The following is a 14304-nucleotide window of genomic DNA, read 5'->3' as shown; positions in this document are numbered from 1 at the left end:
TGTGCACTCCGGTGAAACAGCCCCAGGAAGGGGCATGGGAAATGAAGCCGCCGAATTGAATTCGGTGACCGAGAAGGTTGGCGATGCGCGGAGATGGTCGAGATCGCCCCGCGCATCGCGAGGTCTAAGTGGCCGGTTGGGCCGGAGTGGTTATCCGCCGAGGCTGCCGAACAGGTCGAGACTTCCGAGCGAACCGGTGCTACTTCCGAGCGAACCGCTACTGCTGCCACCTGGATCGGTGGTTTTCGCCGTGACCTTCACCGTCACCGCGGTAGAGGCCGGGCTGGTCCCACCCTCATTTGTCGCAGTGGCGGTGATCGGATGACTGCCGGGCGTGGTGATCGTCAGGTTGCAGCTGAAGTTCCCACTCGTATCCGCGGTGGCGGTGCAGGTGGCGCCGCCTCCGGTCACGGTGACGGTACTGTTCGGCTCTGCCTTGCCGGAGACCTTGACGGGTGTGCCCGCCTCTACTTCGGCCGAACCCAGAGTCAAACCGGTCGGCGCACTGGGAGCAACAACGACGGGCTCGCCCTCCACCAGGACGAGACCCCAGCCGGGGTTGATCTCGTATCCCTGCAAAACTTCGCCGGCAGGGATGCCGATCATGAAACCAGCCATCACGTTGGCGTTCTGTGCGAGAGGCGTTTTCACCAGCTCGATCCGCGTCGACGAATTCGCATTCGGCCCGATCACGAACTGCTGGCCGACCTGACCGTCGAGCTTGCCCCGCACTGTCGCAGTGCCGCCGCCCGAGACGGACCAGCTCTCACTGAAAAGAGTGAGCGTGGCAGGAAGGTCGCAGACATTACGAACATTGAAGGCCAACTGCGTGCCCTCGTCACCGGGGATCGGGATGTAGTCGGTTCCACTGGGATCGAAGGCCGCCGGCTTCACCCAGGGTCCACCGTTCTGGGACATCTCCAGGCACTGGTCGGTGATGTCGTCGCCCGGGGCGGCCGCGGCGCTACCAGGTGCAAGCAGCGCACCCGAGGTCGCGAGGAGCAGTGCAGCCGGCAGAGCCGCCAACACAGCAGTGGCGCGCCGGGGGAGACGGGATTCTCGTCCGTCCCCGACCGGGAAAAATCGAGGCATGTGAAGACTCATTTCGTCTGTCCCGTTGCCGGGCATTGGGTGAAGAGATGGCGGAACGAGGTACATCCGCCATCGGTGCCAAACATGTTGCAGAAAGCTTGCGAGCCGAACCGTGACGCTGTGCATGCCCTCGCTCATACATAGCAACCGCTCCGCTTCGGATCAATTTTTATCACACGTATCAGCTTTTGTGGCGGTTTTACTGGTCAAACGTTCAGAAGGAATTTCGACATCCCTCAAGGGCTAATTCTGCACCCTGACCAGTACCGTTAGAAATAGTTAGCTGTGCATCACAACTATTTACCAAAAAGTGTTCTGCGATCGAACGGGCGATTCATTCCGATCCAAACAAGAACAAGTTCTAGATACTCTTGGTATGTCCGGGAATCCACGAACGAACTCGCCGAGAACAGCGACCCTCGAGCAAACAGAAGGATCGAGCCGTTTCGAGACCCCCGCATTTCGTCCACTAGCGCCACGGACACGGGCGCCATCGATCGCTGCGCCCCGCCGGATCGGCCGGCCAGGACAAACTCTCGCGCGCTCCGAAACCAGCACTCCACCAATAACTTTGTCCGACCATCGAATCGCGACTGCCCGTTCTGCATCCAAAGCTGTGGGCCGGGAAGCAAATTCGCTCCCCGGCCCACGTGCATCTACAGTTGCGAAGCCGGTAAGGATTTGACTACCGGCACCCAATCCCAAGGTAAAACGACGAGCATCTACGCCCCGAAGACGGTCTCACCTCCGACAACCGTGCGCAGGACCGACAGTTCATTCAAGTCTGTCGAATCGCTGCGCAGCGGATCTCCGTCGAGCACAACAAAATCCGCCAAAAGTCCCACCGCTATCCGACCTTTGTCCGATGACTCACCGGTGAGACGAGCGGCTGCGCTTGTGTAGCCGGCCAGCGCCTCGGACGCGGAAACCCGTTGCTCCGCACCCAGAACGCGACCTTCTCGCGTCACACGATGTACGGCGGTGTTCATCGTGAAGAGCGGGTTCACTGGAGTGACAGGGCAGTCGCAATGCAGCGCGTAGGCAAGCCCCGCCGCCACGACCGACGCCACGGGGCTGATACGCTCGCCGCGACCCGGTCCGAGAAAACGATCGCGGTGCCGGTCACCCCAGTAGTAGACGTGGTTCACGAAGATCGACGCCACCACCCCGAGTTCGACCATCCGCGCGATCTGATCTTCCCGCAACGTCTGAACGTGCTCGAGTCGATGCGAAACTTCGATGTCCGGGTGCGCCGTCCGTGCCGCTGCAATTGCGTCCAATGCAAAATCGATGGCCTGATCACCGTTGGTATGAATCGCAACCTGTCGGCCGACAGCGTGATGTTCCTCGACGAGTGCCCCGAGCGCGCCTGCCGGGATTGCCATTCCGCCGCAGTGGCATCCGCCCAGATCGTGGTACGGCGCGGTCAGCGCAGCGGTGTGCAACTGAATCGACCCGTCCGAAATGAGTTTGACGCCGCCCACACGAACTCGCTCGGTCGGATCGGCGAGTTCACCCAACTGATCGTGCACCCCGTGGCCGAGATAGAGGCGCGCACGCAGCCTCAAGTCACCATCGGCGTCGAGTTGCCGGTACGCCTCGTACATCTCGGCCGTGACGTACATGTCGTGGAAACTCGTCACGCCCACCGACGCCATGACTTCCTGCGCGCGCAGCATCGCGATCTTGGACGCGTTCGGGTTCATATCCGGAACAAGTCCGTGCACCAGAGACATTGCCGGAACCTCGCACAGTTCACCGGTGGGTACACCGTCGCTGTCCCGAACGATGACACCACCTTCCGGATCGACCGTGGTGGCATCGATTCCGGCCTTCTCCAGTGCGACCGAGTTGACATAGATCCCGTGAGCAGACAAGTGCCGCACCAGAATCGGATGATCGGTGGAGGCTTTGTCCAGATCAGCTACGGTCAGGCCTCGATCTTCCGCCACGAGGCTGTCGTCGAAGCCCCACGCTTCGATGGGCTCGCCAACTGGTGTGATCGCGGCCCGCGCGGCCAACGCCGTGATCAACTTCTCGATGGTCGGGCACGTATTCGTCGTTGCGTCGACCCCACTGAGCATCAAACCCCACATCATCGGATGAAGGTGCGTCTCGATGAACCCCGGAACAACCACCGCTCCGGCGAGATCGACAACGGAGGTTTCGGAATCGGTCAGCGCCGAGATCTCGGCGTCAGTTCCGAGGGCGACAAATCTGCCGTCCTTGACTGCCACAGCGGTCGCGTTGTCGCCGACCGCACCGTCCATGGCCCTGATTTCGCCGTTGATGTAGATGTGGTCAGCCGCCATGGTCATACGCTTGTCTCCATTCGTTTTCCGACAACAGTCGTCGAGGATTTCTTCGCGGGTATCCGCGTCGCCACAACCACTCCGGCCAAAATCATTCCGGCACCTGCAAGTTGGACGAGAGTTGGGGTCTGCGCAAGCATCACCGCGCCGAACAACAGTGCTGACGCCGATTGCAACACGAGGCTGGCGGCGACTGCACTGGCAGGCAGACGCTGACTGGCGCTGGCTACCAGCAGCCACCCGATCACCTGAGATACCAACGCGAGCAGCACAAGCCAGCCTTGAGCTACGAGCGAAGGGGTCAGATCCAAAGTTCCACTCACGAGGCCGTATGCACCTGCCGTGAGGGCAGTGGCTCCCGTCGAGACGAACATCGGCAACGCCGTTCTGCCCGCCGCCCGAGTAGCCAGACCCATGAGGAAGATGTAGACCGCGTACGCGCCTGCGGCGATCACGGCAAACGACACTCCGACAGCAGGATTCGACCCGGTGAGCGTTGTGCTCGTCCCGGCTACCAGAGCAACTCCGACAAAGAGCAACGGAAGGCTGGCGACCAGTTCCCGGCCGATCCGTTGGCGCAGGACAACGTAGCCGAGGATTGCGACGAACAGCACCTGCAAATTCAGGATCACAGTCGAAAGACCTGCCCCGATCGAATGAATCGACTCGTGCCAGAGCACCAGATCGATTCCGAGGAACGCGCCGGCAAGTAGAGACTTCACGATCCAGGGCGCCGAGACCGAAGGCCGGGGTGACCGACGACGCTGAACGAGCACGAGCATGCCGAGAGGGATGAGCGCATAGAGACACCGAAAGAATGCACCCGTCGACGGAGACACTCCTGAGAGTTCGTAGAGCACCGAGGTCAACCCGAGGATGCATGCACCGGTGACGACTACGCGCAGGTCACGACGGCGTAGTTGATCGCCGGACAGCTCGCGTGGCGATACTTCATCACTCATGGTGATAATGTATCACCGACGCGAAGCCTGTCATACAGGGAAGATGCGTGCATGAGAACTCCGGTTACCCGTGAACGCGTGATCGCTGCCGCAGCCGATCTGGTCGACAGCAAAGGCGCCGACGCTCTGGTACTGAGTCAACTCGCCGAGACCCTCGACGTCCGGCAGTCAGCGCTGTACAAACACGTCGACGGGGTCGACGACGTCCACCATCAACTCAGCCTCCTCGCACGCAGCCTTCTCGCCGAACAACTGCGTGCCGCCGCGGTCGGTCTCTCGCGCGACGACGCCGTCATGGCGCTCGCGGACGCATGGCGTGCGTTCGTCCGAGTACACCCCGGGCTCTACGCCATCACCGACCGCTACCCCACTGCTCCGCATCCCGATCTGGTCTCCGCCGTCGGCGAGGTGGTCGACGTCATCAACAAGGTGATCGCGGGATACGGTCTGAGCCCGGATGATTCGGAGCAGGCGGCGTGGTCTCTTCGCAGTGCGCTGCACGGCTTCTGCATCCTCGAATCGGTAGAGGGACAACCGGCCGGCACCGACCCGGATCGGGTGTATCGACGACTGGTCGAACTTCTCTGCGCCGGTATTGCTCGTATGTAGATACCGGCTCCTGTTATCGTCGGATGAAACAACACAGACCAAAAAGGATCAGACATGGTTGGTGAACTCGACATCTCCGGATAAAACCGGGCATGACGGCCACCGGCAGACGCCTCGGAGCGCTGCCGTCGTGGCCATGTTGTCGTTCACTTACCCGACTCTTCGCGGAGCAGCGTTGCCGCGCCCGCACAACACCTGAGGTCTATTCATGTCCGATACCTACATCGTTTGCTCGAATCTGTCTTTTGCCTGGCCGGACGACACTCCGGTCTTCGACGAATTGTCATTCACCGTGCCCGGCGGCCGAACCGGGCTGGTGGCCCAGAACGGCGTCGGGAAAAGCACTCTGCTCAGATTGATCGCCGGCCAGTTGCGGCCGCGCGCCGGCAGTGTGTCCGTCGACGGCGTTCTCGGATACCTTCCGCAGGACCTGCCACTGACGGGCGATCTGACCATTGCCGAGGTCTTGGGCATCGCCCCGACGCTCGCTGCGTTGGACGCAGTCGAATCCGGGGACACACGAGAAGAACACTTCACGACAATCGGGTCCGACTGGGATATCGAGGAACGAACGCGAGCCCAACTCGGTCGACTCGGTTTGGCCGACATGACGTTCGATCGTCGCCTCGACACTCTGAGCGGCGGGCAGGTCGTCTCGCTCGGACTGGCGGCGCAACTCCTGCGACGCCCCGATGTCCTTCTCCTCGACGAACCCACCAACAACCTCGACCTGGACGCGCGCCGCAGGCTTTACGACGTTCTCGACGACTGGAGTGGTTGTCTGTTGGTGGTCAGTCACGATCGAGGACTACTCGACCGCATGGACCGCATCGCCGAACTTCACAGCGGCGAGATCAGCTTCTACGGTGGCAATTTCACCGACTACGAAGCCGCGGCACGCTCGGCTCGCGAAGTGGCGGAGAAGAACATCCGCAACGCCGAGCAAGAGGTCAAGCGCGAGAAGCGCGAACTGCAGCAGGCCCGAGAACGTGCTTCGCGACGCGCAAGTAACGCTGCCCGCAATCTCGGGAACGCGGGCTTGCCCAAGATCTTTGCGGGGACCATGAAGCGCAATGCTCAGGAGTCGGCAGGCAAGGCCAACGAGACACACCTCGCCCGGGTCGACGCGGCGAAGGACCGACTCGACAAAGCGGGCCGCGCTCTTCGAGACGACCAGACGATTTCACTCGAATTGCCTGGCACACATGTACCCGCCGGCCGGACGGTGTTCCTCGGTGAGCGAATGCAATTCGCGTTCGGTGATCATGCGATCTTCGCCGACTCCGGAATCGACCTGGCCATTCGAGGACCGGAGCGTATCGCGTTGACCGGGCCGAACGGCGTCGGAAAGTCGACGTTGCTACGCATCGTCAACGGGGATGTGGCGCCGACTTCCGGTGAGATCACGCGAGCCGACGGTCGAGTGGCATACCTGTCGCAGAGGCTCGACCTACTCGACCCCGCACGCACCGTCGCAGAGAACTTTGCCTTGTCTGCTCCAGGCCTACCGGCACCGGAACGCATGAACATCCTGGCGCGCTTCCTCTTTCGGGGTGCGGGTGCTCATCTTCCCGTCGCTGCACTCTCGGGCGGTGAACGACTGCGGGCTACATTGGCGTGCGTTCTCTTCGCCGATCCGGCCCCGCAGCTGCTTCTTCTCGACGAGCCGACCAACAACCTCGACTTGGTGAGCGTTGCTCAACTCGAAAGTGCCCTGAATGCATATCAGGGGGCGTTCGTGGTGGTCAGCCACGACGAGAGATTCCTGGCCGAGGTCAAGGTCGAACGCTGGCTCAGGCTCTCGGACGGCCGTTTGACCGAGGTCGCCGCACCAGGCGCAGTGGGCTGACACGAGAAGTGAACAGGCGAAAGGCCTTCACACACGATGTGTGTGAAGGCCTTCGTCTGCACTACTGGTCAAGGCGTCCTGGTGTACACCGGATCGTCGAAGGATCGACGTTGCGTCACCCAGTCCGTGGACAGGATGTTCTCGATCACGTCTTCACGGGATTCGTCGAACACGACAATCCGATCGGCGATTCGCCATTCACCGTGGCGCCTTTCGAACCTGTCGACGTAACGGCATTTGATCGTCGCAAGCGTCTGCACCGTATCCGTACCGGAACGCTCTTGCCGCAGAAAGCACAAACAGTACGACTCGCACTGAGCGACATCGCCGTTGACGTCGATCAGTATGTTGGAAATGCAGTGAATCGACGAGTCGATCGTCTTGTGTCTGAGCTTCATGTCTTCGATCAGCCCGTCGACGGTTCCGATGTAACCACCGTGGTTGTCTATCGCGTCGTCGAAGTAGCAGAGGGCCACGCTGTCGAAATCCTTCCGATCGACGGCCCGAGCGTAGCGATACAGAACTTCGGTGATTTCTTGCTTGTCAGCGAGGGACACGGTCAGGCTCCTGTTCTACCCGATGATCAATCAACCTGCAGTTCAACACCCTTGGTCTCCTTGATGAAGAAGACCGTGACGAGGGTGATCACCGCACAGAAGACGAAGTATCCAGCCGGAGCGAGAGAGTTACCGGTCAGGCTGATGAGATAGGTGGCGATGAAAGGCGCGGTGCCACCGAGGAACATGTTGGTGACGTTGTTACCCAATGCCAGACCGCTGTACCGCACAGATGCTTTCAGCATTTCGACATAGGTCACGTACGAAGCACCGTTGACAACGGAAACGCAGATGAAGAGCACTGACTGACCGACAACCGCCTGCCAGATGCCAGAACCGGCCATCATCATGAACATCGGGATTCCGAGAACCACTGCGGCGGCACTACCGGCGAACAGCACCGGCCGACGCCCGTACTTGTCTGCCATGTATCCCGAGATCGGCAACGTGATGACGCCGAGAACCAGTGCAAGAGAGGTGGAAAGGAAAGCAACGCGCGACGAATGACCGCCGGTGGTCTGCAGGTACGTCGCGGCATACACCGAGGCGATGTAGTAACCGCCGGTGATGAGTGCGCCCAGCAGGATGATCTTGACGACGCTGCCACCGGAGGTGCTGAGCAACTCACGGATGGGAAGCTTCTTGGTCTCACCCTTGTCCTGCAGTTCTTCGAACTGAGGAGTGTCTTCCATCTGGCTGCGGATCCAGATACCGATGCCACCGATCAGCAGGCTGAGCAGGAACGGGATACGCCAAGCCCATTCGAGGATCTGCTCTTGCGAGAACACCGACGTCAGGCCGAGGGCCATGAGCGAAGCTGCCAGCGAACCCAGGTAGGTGCCGGTATTGACCATCGAGGTCTGCGTCGCACGCCACCGTTTGGGAGCGGACTCGGAGACGAACGCGTTGGCGCCGCCGAGTTCACCGCCGGCCGCGAAGCCCTGCAGGCAACGAGCCAGAACCAGGATGGACGTCGCCCACACACCCAACGTGGCGTAAGTCGGCAGCAGGCCCATTCCGGCTGTCGCGAGAACCATCAGGAGGATGGTCCAGGACAGCGCGTTCTTGCGGCCGTACTTGTCGCCGATGTGGCCGAAGAAGATGCCGCCGGGCACGCGTAGGAAGAAGGCCACGGCGAATGCTGCAAAGGTACCGAGCAGTGCTGCGTTCGGGTCATGGGAAACGAAGAACAGCGCGGCGATCGTCGTGGCCATGTATCCGTAGATACCGAAGTCGTAGTACTCGACGACTGTACCGACGATGGCCGCGCGAATTACCTTCGTCGTCGACTGTCGTTCGGTTGCCACGCTGCTGCCCTCGGTGGATTCGGCTCTCGCCATGGTCTCATTCTCTGACATGTTGTTCCCTGCCTGGATTGGATACTGACTGGATTCGGTGCCGCGCAGACGTCGGACGTCAGGAGTGCGCGATGGAATGGACCGGTGCGCTCTCAGCGCTGGTCCTGGTGTAATTCGCCGCATTACGTCCCGCTACGCGGCCCATGGTCAAAGCGTTGGCAACCGCATTGCCGCCGCCCACGTATCTCAGTCCGAGGATTCCGGCGCCGGCCTCACCTGCGGCGTACAGACCCTCGATAGGTACTCCGGTGCTGCCGAGCACGGCCGCATCGGTGTTGATCTCCATTCCCGCATGCGTACAGACGAGCTCTGCCGGAAGGATTTTCGCGGCATAGAACGGAGCTGTCGCAATAGGATCCGGATTGCCGACGGCACCCTTGTTCCGCAACGTGCGATGGCGGAGGAAGTCGTCGTCGTGACCGCTGGGCAGTTGGTCGTTCCATCGACGCAGGGTTTGCGCCAACGTCGCAACCGGAACACCCGTAGCCACTGCGAGGTCTTCGATCGTGTCCGCACGAATCGTGCCACCGGCGGCAACTTCTTCCTCGATGCGTTCGGGATTCCAATCCGCATATCCTGGAGCCAGATTCACGCGAGCGTTCTCGTCGAAGATCATCCAACCGTATCCACCCTGATGGTCGATGATGCCGGTCGAGACCGCGTACGAGCTGTCCTCGTCCATGAAACGACGGCCGTCCTGGTTGACGTAGATCCGCGACTTCGGCGGAAAGCCGGCCTGCCAGTGGTGGAATCGCTGGAAGTAGACGGTGGGCAGCATCAGACCCCAGCCGTCGCCCGCCAGGGAAGCACCGAGGTCTTCGGCAAAACGAAGATGGTCTCCGCGGCTCCCCTCGGCTGCGACGACGAACAAGGCCTCTCCGGCCTTGTTCGCGTCCGGGAAGTGGCGTTCCACCAAACCCGGATCTTGCGCGAATCCACCGGAGGCAACAACGACGGCGCCCGCAGGCACCTCGATGTCGTCGGCGACAACACCGACAACCCGACCGTCTTCCTCGATCAGCTTCTGCACCCGTGTTCCGAAGATGACCTCGATCCCGTGCTTACGACGAGCCTTGTCCAGCACCTGAATCAGTCCGTATCCCTGATCCTTGGGCACGTGGCCGCGCCAGACGTCCTCGACGCCGGCTTGGGCGAGTCCCGGCTGGTGAGCGTTACCTGAGATCGCCGCGGGAATCTCGACGCCGAGTCCGATGAGCCATTCCAGTGTCGGACCGGCGTTTTCGCAGAATGCACGAATCAATCCGGGTGAGAGCATCCACTGGTTGAGGTCCATGTAGTGCTGGAAGAACTTCTCTGCCGAGTCGTCGACTCCGAGGCCGGCCTGCACGCTCGTTCCGGCGGCCGTGAAGATACCGGCCGACAGCGCGGTGGATCCACCGAGTTCGGTTTCGGATTCGAACAGCAGAACGGATGCGCCTTCTTCAGCTGCCGACACCGCAGCGGCGAGACCTGCTCCGCCGCCACCGATGACAACGACGTCCCAGTGTTCGGTCATGAAAGTTCTCCAGTCTCCGCGATGATGCGGTGGTAAAGACCGTTCGACACCAACCCGCCGTCGACAGTGAGTTCCGTACCGGTGGTGTAGGTCGAACTGTTCGAGAGCAGGAACAGCACTGCTTCGGTGATCTCGTCGAGAGTTCCCATGCGTCCGAAGGGAACCGACTTCAGTGACGCGGCGACGAAGTCGTTCGCGCCGCCGAGCAGCGCCGTACCGACCAGTCCCGGGTGCACCGAGTTGACGCGAATCCCCCACTGCGCGAAGTTACCTGCGGCCGACTTCGACAGACCGGTCAGACCCCACTTGCTCGACGAGTAAGCCGGAGAGAAGTATCCGATCTGACCGGCGATGGACGAGATGTTGACGATCGATCCGCCACCACTCTCGCGCATCAGCGGCGCCACCGCCTTCATACCGTAGAACGGGCCGAAGAGGTTGATCTTCATGGTCAGCTCCCAGATGTCGTTCGGGGTGTCCATGAATTCGAGCCGACGCGAGATACCGGCATTGTTGACCAGTCCGCCGAGTTCCCCACGGGTGGTCCGAATTTCGTCGACAACCCGGTCCCAGGCCTCGGCATCGGTGACGTCGAGAATATGAGCGGATGCCGATCCGTCTGCGGCGACGATGTCGTCGACCACGCCGGATGAATCCGAAACATCGGCAATGCAGACATGCGAACCGCGCGCGGCGAGAGTGCGCGCGTGATGCGCCCCCATCCCGGCAGCACCGCCGGTAACGAGAACGACGCCGGGATATGTCGTGGACTCAGACATGCCGCGAACCACCGTCCACCGCAATGCTGTGCCCGGTGACGTAACGCGCGCTGTCCGAGAGCAGGAACAGCAGCGGGCCGAAGACCTCTTCGGGCGAGCCCAGACGATGCAGCGGTACCGAGTCGAGTGCGTTCGCGAGCGCGATCGGATCTTCCTGGACCCACTTCGTCATCGCCGTGTCGATGTAGCCGGGTGCAATGGAGTTGACCCGAATACCCTTGTCGCCGAACTCCACTGCGAGAGACTCCGTGAGGTGCGCAACGGCAGCTTTCGACGTGCAGTATGCGCCCCTCCCCTTCCGCACACGCAGCGCAGACACCGAAGACATGTTGACGATGGCGCCGCCGGGACCGAGGTGACGTGCCGCCGCCTGAGCACCGTAGAGCACTCCCTCGACATTGACACTCAGCGTTGCGCCGATCTGCTCCGGGGTGATCTCCTCGGCCAGCGCAAACGGGAAGATACCCGCATTGTTGATCCAGAAATCAACCCGGCCGAACTCCTTCAACGCCAACTGCGCAAGCAATTCATGCTCGTCGGGCTTGGTGACGTCGACCCGAGCTCCGACGACGCGACCCGGCTTGTCCGCCAGTGCATTCGATTCGAGGTCCGTGTTGATTCGTGCGGCCGTGGCGAGCATCTGCTCTTCGTTGATGTCGGCGCCGACGACATGTACGCCGCGCGTTGCCAGTCCTTCGACGAACGTCGCACCCATACCCTGAGCCGCGCCGGTCACCACTGCGACCTTGCCTGCCAACTCCGGGTACACCGCCGACATCTGCGTCACAACGGTACGGCCCGGGTTCGTCTGGTCAGAGCTTTCGGTCATGATGTACTTCTCCTACTGAATATTGTTGTGCAAGAAACATTTCGGTACTTCAAGCTTGTTCGGACGCTCGGGGCGCGTCGTCGCGGGAAACGGTGCGGCGGGCGATCTTCAACTCCTCACCGACCCGAACCACGTGATCTGTGACAGTTGTCATCCGCACCAGTCGCGAGTCTCCGCCGCGAGCGGTGGCAACGATCTGCAGGTACCCGTGCACTGTGAGAGCACTCTCGTCCACCGCCTCGACGACGAGATTGGTCAGAACGTGGCGATGCACCTCGTCGGCAGCTTCCGCCGCCGCGAAGAAGCGAGCAGCAAAAGCCGCAAGGTCGTCGAAACCGACCACGGGTTCCGGATAACTGGGGGAATGAAACTCACCGCCATCGGTGAATGTCTGCGCCCAATCCTGCTGGCGCCCAGAGTCTATGCAATGACTCTGGTGGCCGTACAGCTGGTGGATTGCGGCAACGTCCTCCGTTGCCACGACGCTGTAGTTGCTCATGAAGGTTCTCTCCGAACACGCTGCGCTGCATCCACCCGAAGGTTGTGCAGCTTCGTAAAGTGTGCGATAATCGCACACACTGTGCGATATGTTCAAAGCGTAGGTGGCATACCTCACAAACGTCAAGAAAGGGATTTGATGTCAGAGCTGAGCGAGGAACACCGACCGCGCAAAAGTGCAGTTCAAGTGGACTCCAGCATGTCGAAAACGCTGCACCACGGACTCGAGATCCTGGAACTCCTGACGTCCTATCCGCACGGCTTGTCGGTCACCGACATCGCCGACGGAGTGGGAGTCCACCGAACCGTCGCACATCGGTTGATCCGCACGCTCGAGGCTCATCACCTGTGCCGCAAGGACTCCTTCAAGCGCGTCACTCTCGGCGCCGGCCTGGTCACCCTTGCCGAACCGGTGGAACAGGATTTGCGCACTCTCGCTCGCCCGATACTTCAAGAACTTGCCGAGGCCACCGAGGCGACAGCGCACCTGGTGGTCCGCGAGAGCGATACCGAAGTGCGCGCGCTGATGGTGGTCGAACCGCGCAGCGCCAAGGTTCACGTCGCGTTTCATCCAGGGCAGGTCGATCCGATCGACCGCGGCTCCGCCGGGCTTTCCATCCTTGCCTCACTCCCGCCGACGAGCGGGGAACGAGAGGAAGTGACGGCGGCACGCGCACGCGGCTACGCAGTGACCGTCGGCGAGGTCATCCCGTCCGTCCTGGGAATCTCGGCGGTGATCCCCGGCCGACGCCGCGACGCCATCTCCAGCCTCGGAATTTCGGTCTTCGACTCCGAGGACCAAGCAGCGCTGGGCGCCGAGGTCATGGCAGCGGCAAAAACCCTCGGCAGCATGTTGCGCTGATCCGAACACCAGTCGAGCCCCGGGAATACCCGGGGCTCGACTTTGTTGACTCCGAATGAGATAGTTGAACAATCAACTACCTGACATCAGCTTCACGGATACAAGGAGTACGACATGCCTGCTGTGACAGTCGAGAACATCTTGGCCCTGCCCCGTCTCGACGAGCCGGCAGAGTCAGCAGTCGACCGCCCCGTCAAGAGCATCACCACCGCACCGGTCGGATACGAAGGTGAAGGCTTTCCCGTTCACCGCGCCTTCGCCGGCATCGACCTCTCCGCCCTCGATCCCTTCATACACATGGACCAGATGGGCGAGGTCAACTACGCACCCGGAGAACCCAAAGGCACACCGTGGCACCCGCACCGCGGCTTCGAAACCGTGACCTACATGATCGACGGCATCATGGAGCACCAGGACTCCAACGGTGGCGGTGGCATTATCGGCGGCGGCGACACCCAGTGGATGACCGCGGGTGGCGGCATCCTCCACATCGAAACTCCGCCGGAGCACCTCGTCCTCAGCGGCGGCCTTTTCCACGGCGTCCAACTGTGGGTCAACCTGCCTCGCGACAACAAGATGGCATCTCCGCGGTACCAGGACATCACCGGTAACAAGGTGGCCCTGCTTTCCTCGCCGGACGGCGGAGCCTTGGTACGCGTCATCGCCGGAGACATCGCCGGCCACGCCGGACCTGGTTCGACGTACACACCGATCGCGCTCTCCCACACGACTGTGGCCCCGGGTGCGAGCCTGACGCTTCCGTGGAACCCCGAGTTCAACGCGATCGTCTACGTCCTCGCCGGCGAAGGCACGGTCGGGGCCGAGCGTCGGCCCATTCGTGTCGGACAGACAGCTGTCTTCGGACGCGGTGACTCCATCACCGTCGCCGCTTCCGATCGCCAGGATTCACGGACCGAATCTCTCGAGGTATTCGTCCTCGGCGGCAAACCGATTCGTGAGCCCATCGCGATGGCCGGGCCGTTCGTCATGAACACCAAGTCCGAGGTCATGCAGGCCTTCGAGGACTTCCAGGCCGGACGCCTGGGATCCATCCCGGCGGCACACGAGACGCTGAGCTGAC

General features: G+C 61.6%; 13 protein-coding genes. 4 read left to right on the top strand and 9 right to left on the bottom strand.

Features of this window, described 5'->3' with window-relative positions; all coding sequences use genetic code 11:
• Positions 1 to 150 precede the first annotated feature (150 nt).
• From ABH939_RS02000 to ABH939_RS01990, 3 genes are all read right to left on the bottom strand, one after another.
• Complete coding sequence (locus ABH939_RS02000) at positions 151 to 1092, bottom strand: Ig-like domain-containing protein (protein ID WP_003939877.1); 942 nt, start codon at positions 1090 to 1092, stop codon at positions 151 to 153.
• A gap of 722 nt (positions 1093 to 1814) precedes the next feature.
• Complete coding sequence (locus ABH939_RS01995) at positions 1815 to 3410, bottom strand: amidohydrolase (RefSeq protein ID WP_404649248.1); 1596 nt, start codon at positions 3408 to 3410, stop codon at positions 1815 to 1817.
• Complete coding sequence (locus tag ABH939_RS01990; RefSeq protein ID WP_118606597.1) at positions 3407 to 4366, bottom strand: DMT family transporter; 960 nt, start codon at positions 4364 to 4366, stop codon at positions 3407 to 3409. The genes ABH939_RS01995 and ABH939_RS01990 overlap by 4 nt, the downstream gene beginning before the upstream one ends.
• A 51-nt stretch (positions 4367 to 4417) precedes the next feature.
• Here ABH939_RS01990 and ABH939_RS01985 point away from each other — a divergent pair, with 51 nt between their 5' ends.
• Positions 4418 to 4975, top strand: a complete 558-nt coding sequence (locus ABH939_RS01985; RefSeq protein WP_021332048.1) for a TetR/AcrR family transcriptional regulator — start codon at positions 4418 to 4420, stop codon at positions 4973 to 4975.
• A gap of 208 nt (positions 4976 to 5183) precedes the next feature.
• Entirely contained in the window at positions 5184 to 6824 is a 1641-nt protein-coding gene (locus ABH939_RS01980; protein ID WP_030535189.1) for an ABC-F family ATP-binding cassette domain-containing protein, read from the top strand.
• 68 nt (positions 6825 to 6892) lie between these two features.
• On the opposite strand, the gene ABH939_RS01975 is transcribed toward ABH939_RS01980, so the two are convergent.
• The 6 genes from ABH939_RS01975 to ABH939_RS01950 all read right to left on the bottom strand — a co-directional run bounded on the left by ABH939_RS01975 (position 6893) and on the right by ABH939_RS01950 (position 12362).
• A complete protein-coding gene (locus ABH939_RS01975; RefSeq protein WP_030535188.1) occupies positions 6893 to 7381 on the bottom strand; it encodes a nuclear transport factor 2 family protein in 489 nt (162 codons plus the stop codon).
• A gap of 26 nt (positions 7382 to 7407) precedes the next feature.
• Positions 7408 to 8721 (bottom strand): MFS transporter, encoded by a 1314-nt coding sequence (locus tag ABH939_RS01970; RefSeq protein ID WP_007731424.1) that lies wholly within the window; start codon positions 8719 to 8721, stop codon positions 7408 to 7410.
• Between the two features lie 76 nt (positions 8722 to 8797).
• Positions 8798 to 10255, bottom strand: coding sequence for an FAD-dependent oxidoreductase (locus tag ABH939_RS01965; protein WP_003940616.1), 1458 nt, complete (start codon positions 10253 to 10255; stop codon positions 8798 to 8800).
• On the bottom strand, positions 10252 to 11034 hold the full coding sequence (locus ABH939_RS01960) for an SDR family NAD(P)-dependent oxidoreductase (RefSeq protein ID WP_404649247.1): 783 nt from the start codon (positions 11032 to 11034) through the stop codon (positions 10252 to 10254). The genes ABH939_RS01965 and ABH939_RS01960 overlap by 4 nt, the downstream gene beginning before the upstream one ends.
• The gene (locus tag ABH939_RS01955; RefSeq protein WP_404649246.1) at positions 11027 to 11863 is read right to left on the bottom strand and encodes an SDR family NAD(P)-dependent oxidoreductase; all 837 of its coding nucleotides are present in this window, start codon (positions 11861 to 11863) and stop codon (positions 11027 to 11029) included. The genes ABH939_RS01960 and ABH939_RS01955 overlap by 8 nt, the downstream gene beginning before the upstream one ends.
• Positions 11864 to 11912: 49 nt before the next feature.
• Positions 11913 to 12362, bottom strand: coding sequence for a nuclear transport factor 2 family protein (locus ABH939_RS01950; protein WP_404649245.1), 450 nt, complete (start codon positions 12360 to 12362; stop codon positions 11913 to 11915).
• Between the two features lie 138 nt (positions 12363 to 12500).
• Between ABH939_RS01950 and ABH939_RS01945 the strand changes: the two genes are divergently transcribed.
• Both ABH939_RS01945 and ABH939_RS01940 read left to right on the top strand, forming a co-directional pair.
• Entirely contained in the window at positions 12501 to 13223 is a 723-nt protein-coding gene (locus ABH939_RS01945) for an IclR family transcriptional regulator (RefSeq protein WP_003939719.1), read from the top strand.
• A 114-nt stretch (positions 13224 to 13337) separates the two neighbouring features.
• Positions 13338 to 14303: a pirin family protein gene (locus tag ABH939_RS01940; RefSeq protein ID WP_209447946.1), complete on the top strand. Its 966-nt coding sequence runs from the start codon at positions 13338 to 13340 to the stop codon at positions 14301 to 14303.
• Position 14304 lies beyond the last annotated feature (1 nt).

It is taken from the genome of Rhodococcus sp. 27YEA6, from assembly GCF_044908235.1.
Taxonomy (GTDB): domain Bacteria; phylum Actinomycetota; class Actinomycetes; order Mycobacteriales; family Mycobacteriaceae; genus Rhodococcus_F; species Rhodococcus_F qingshengii.
This window is presented reverse-complemented; position numbering and strand designations above follow the sequence as displayed.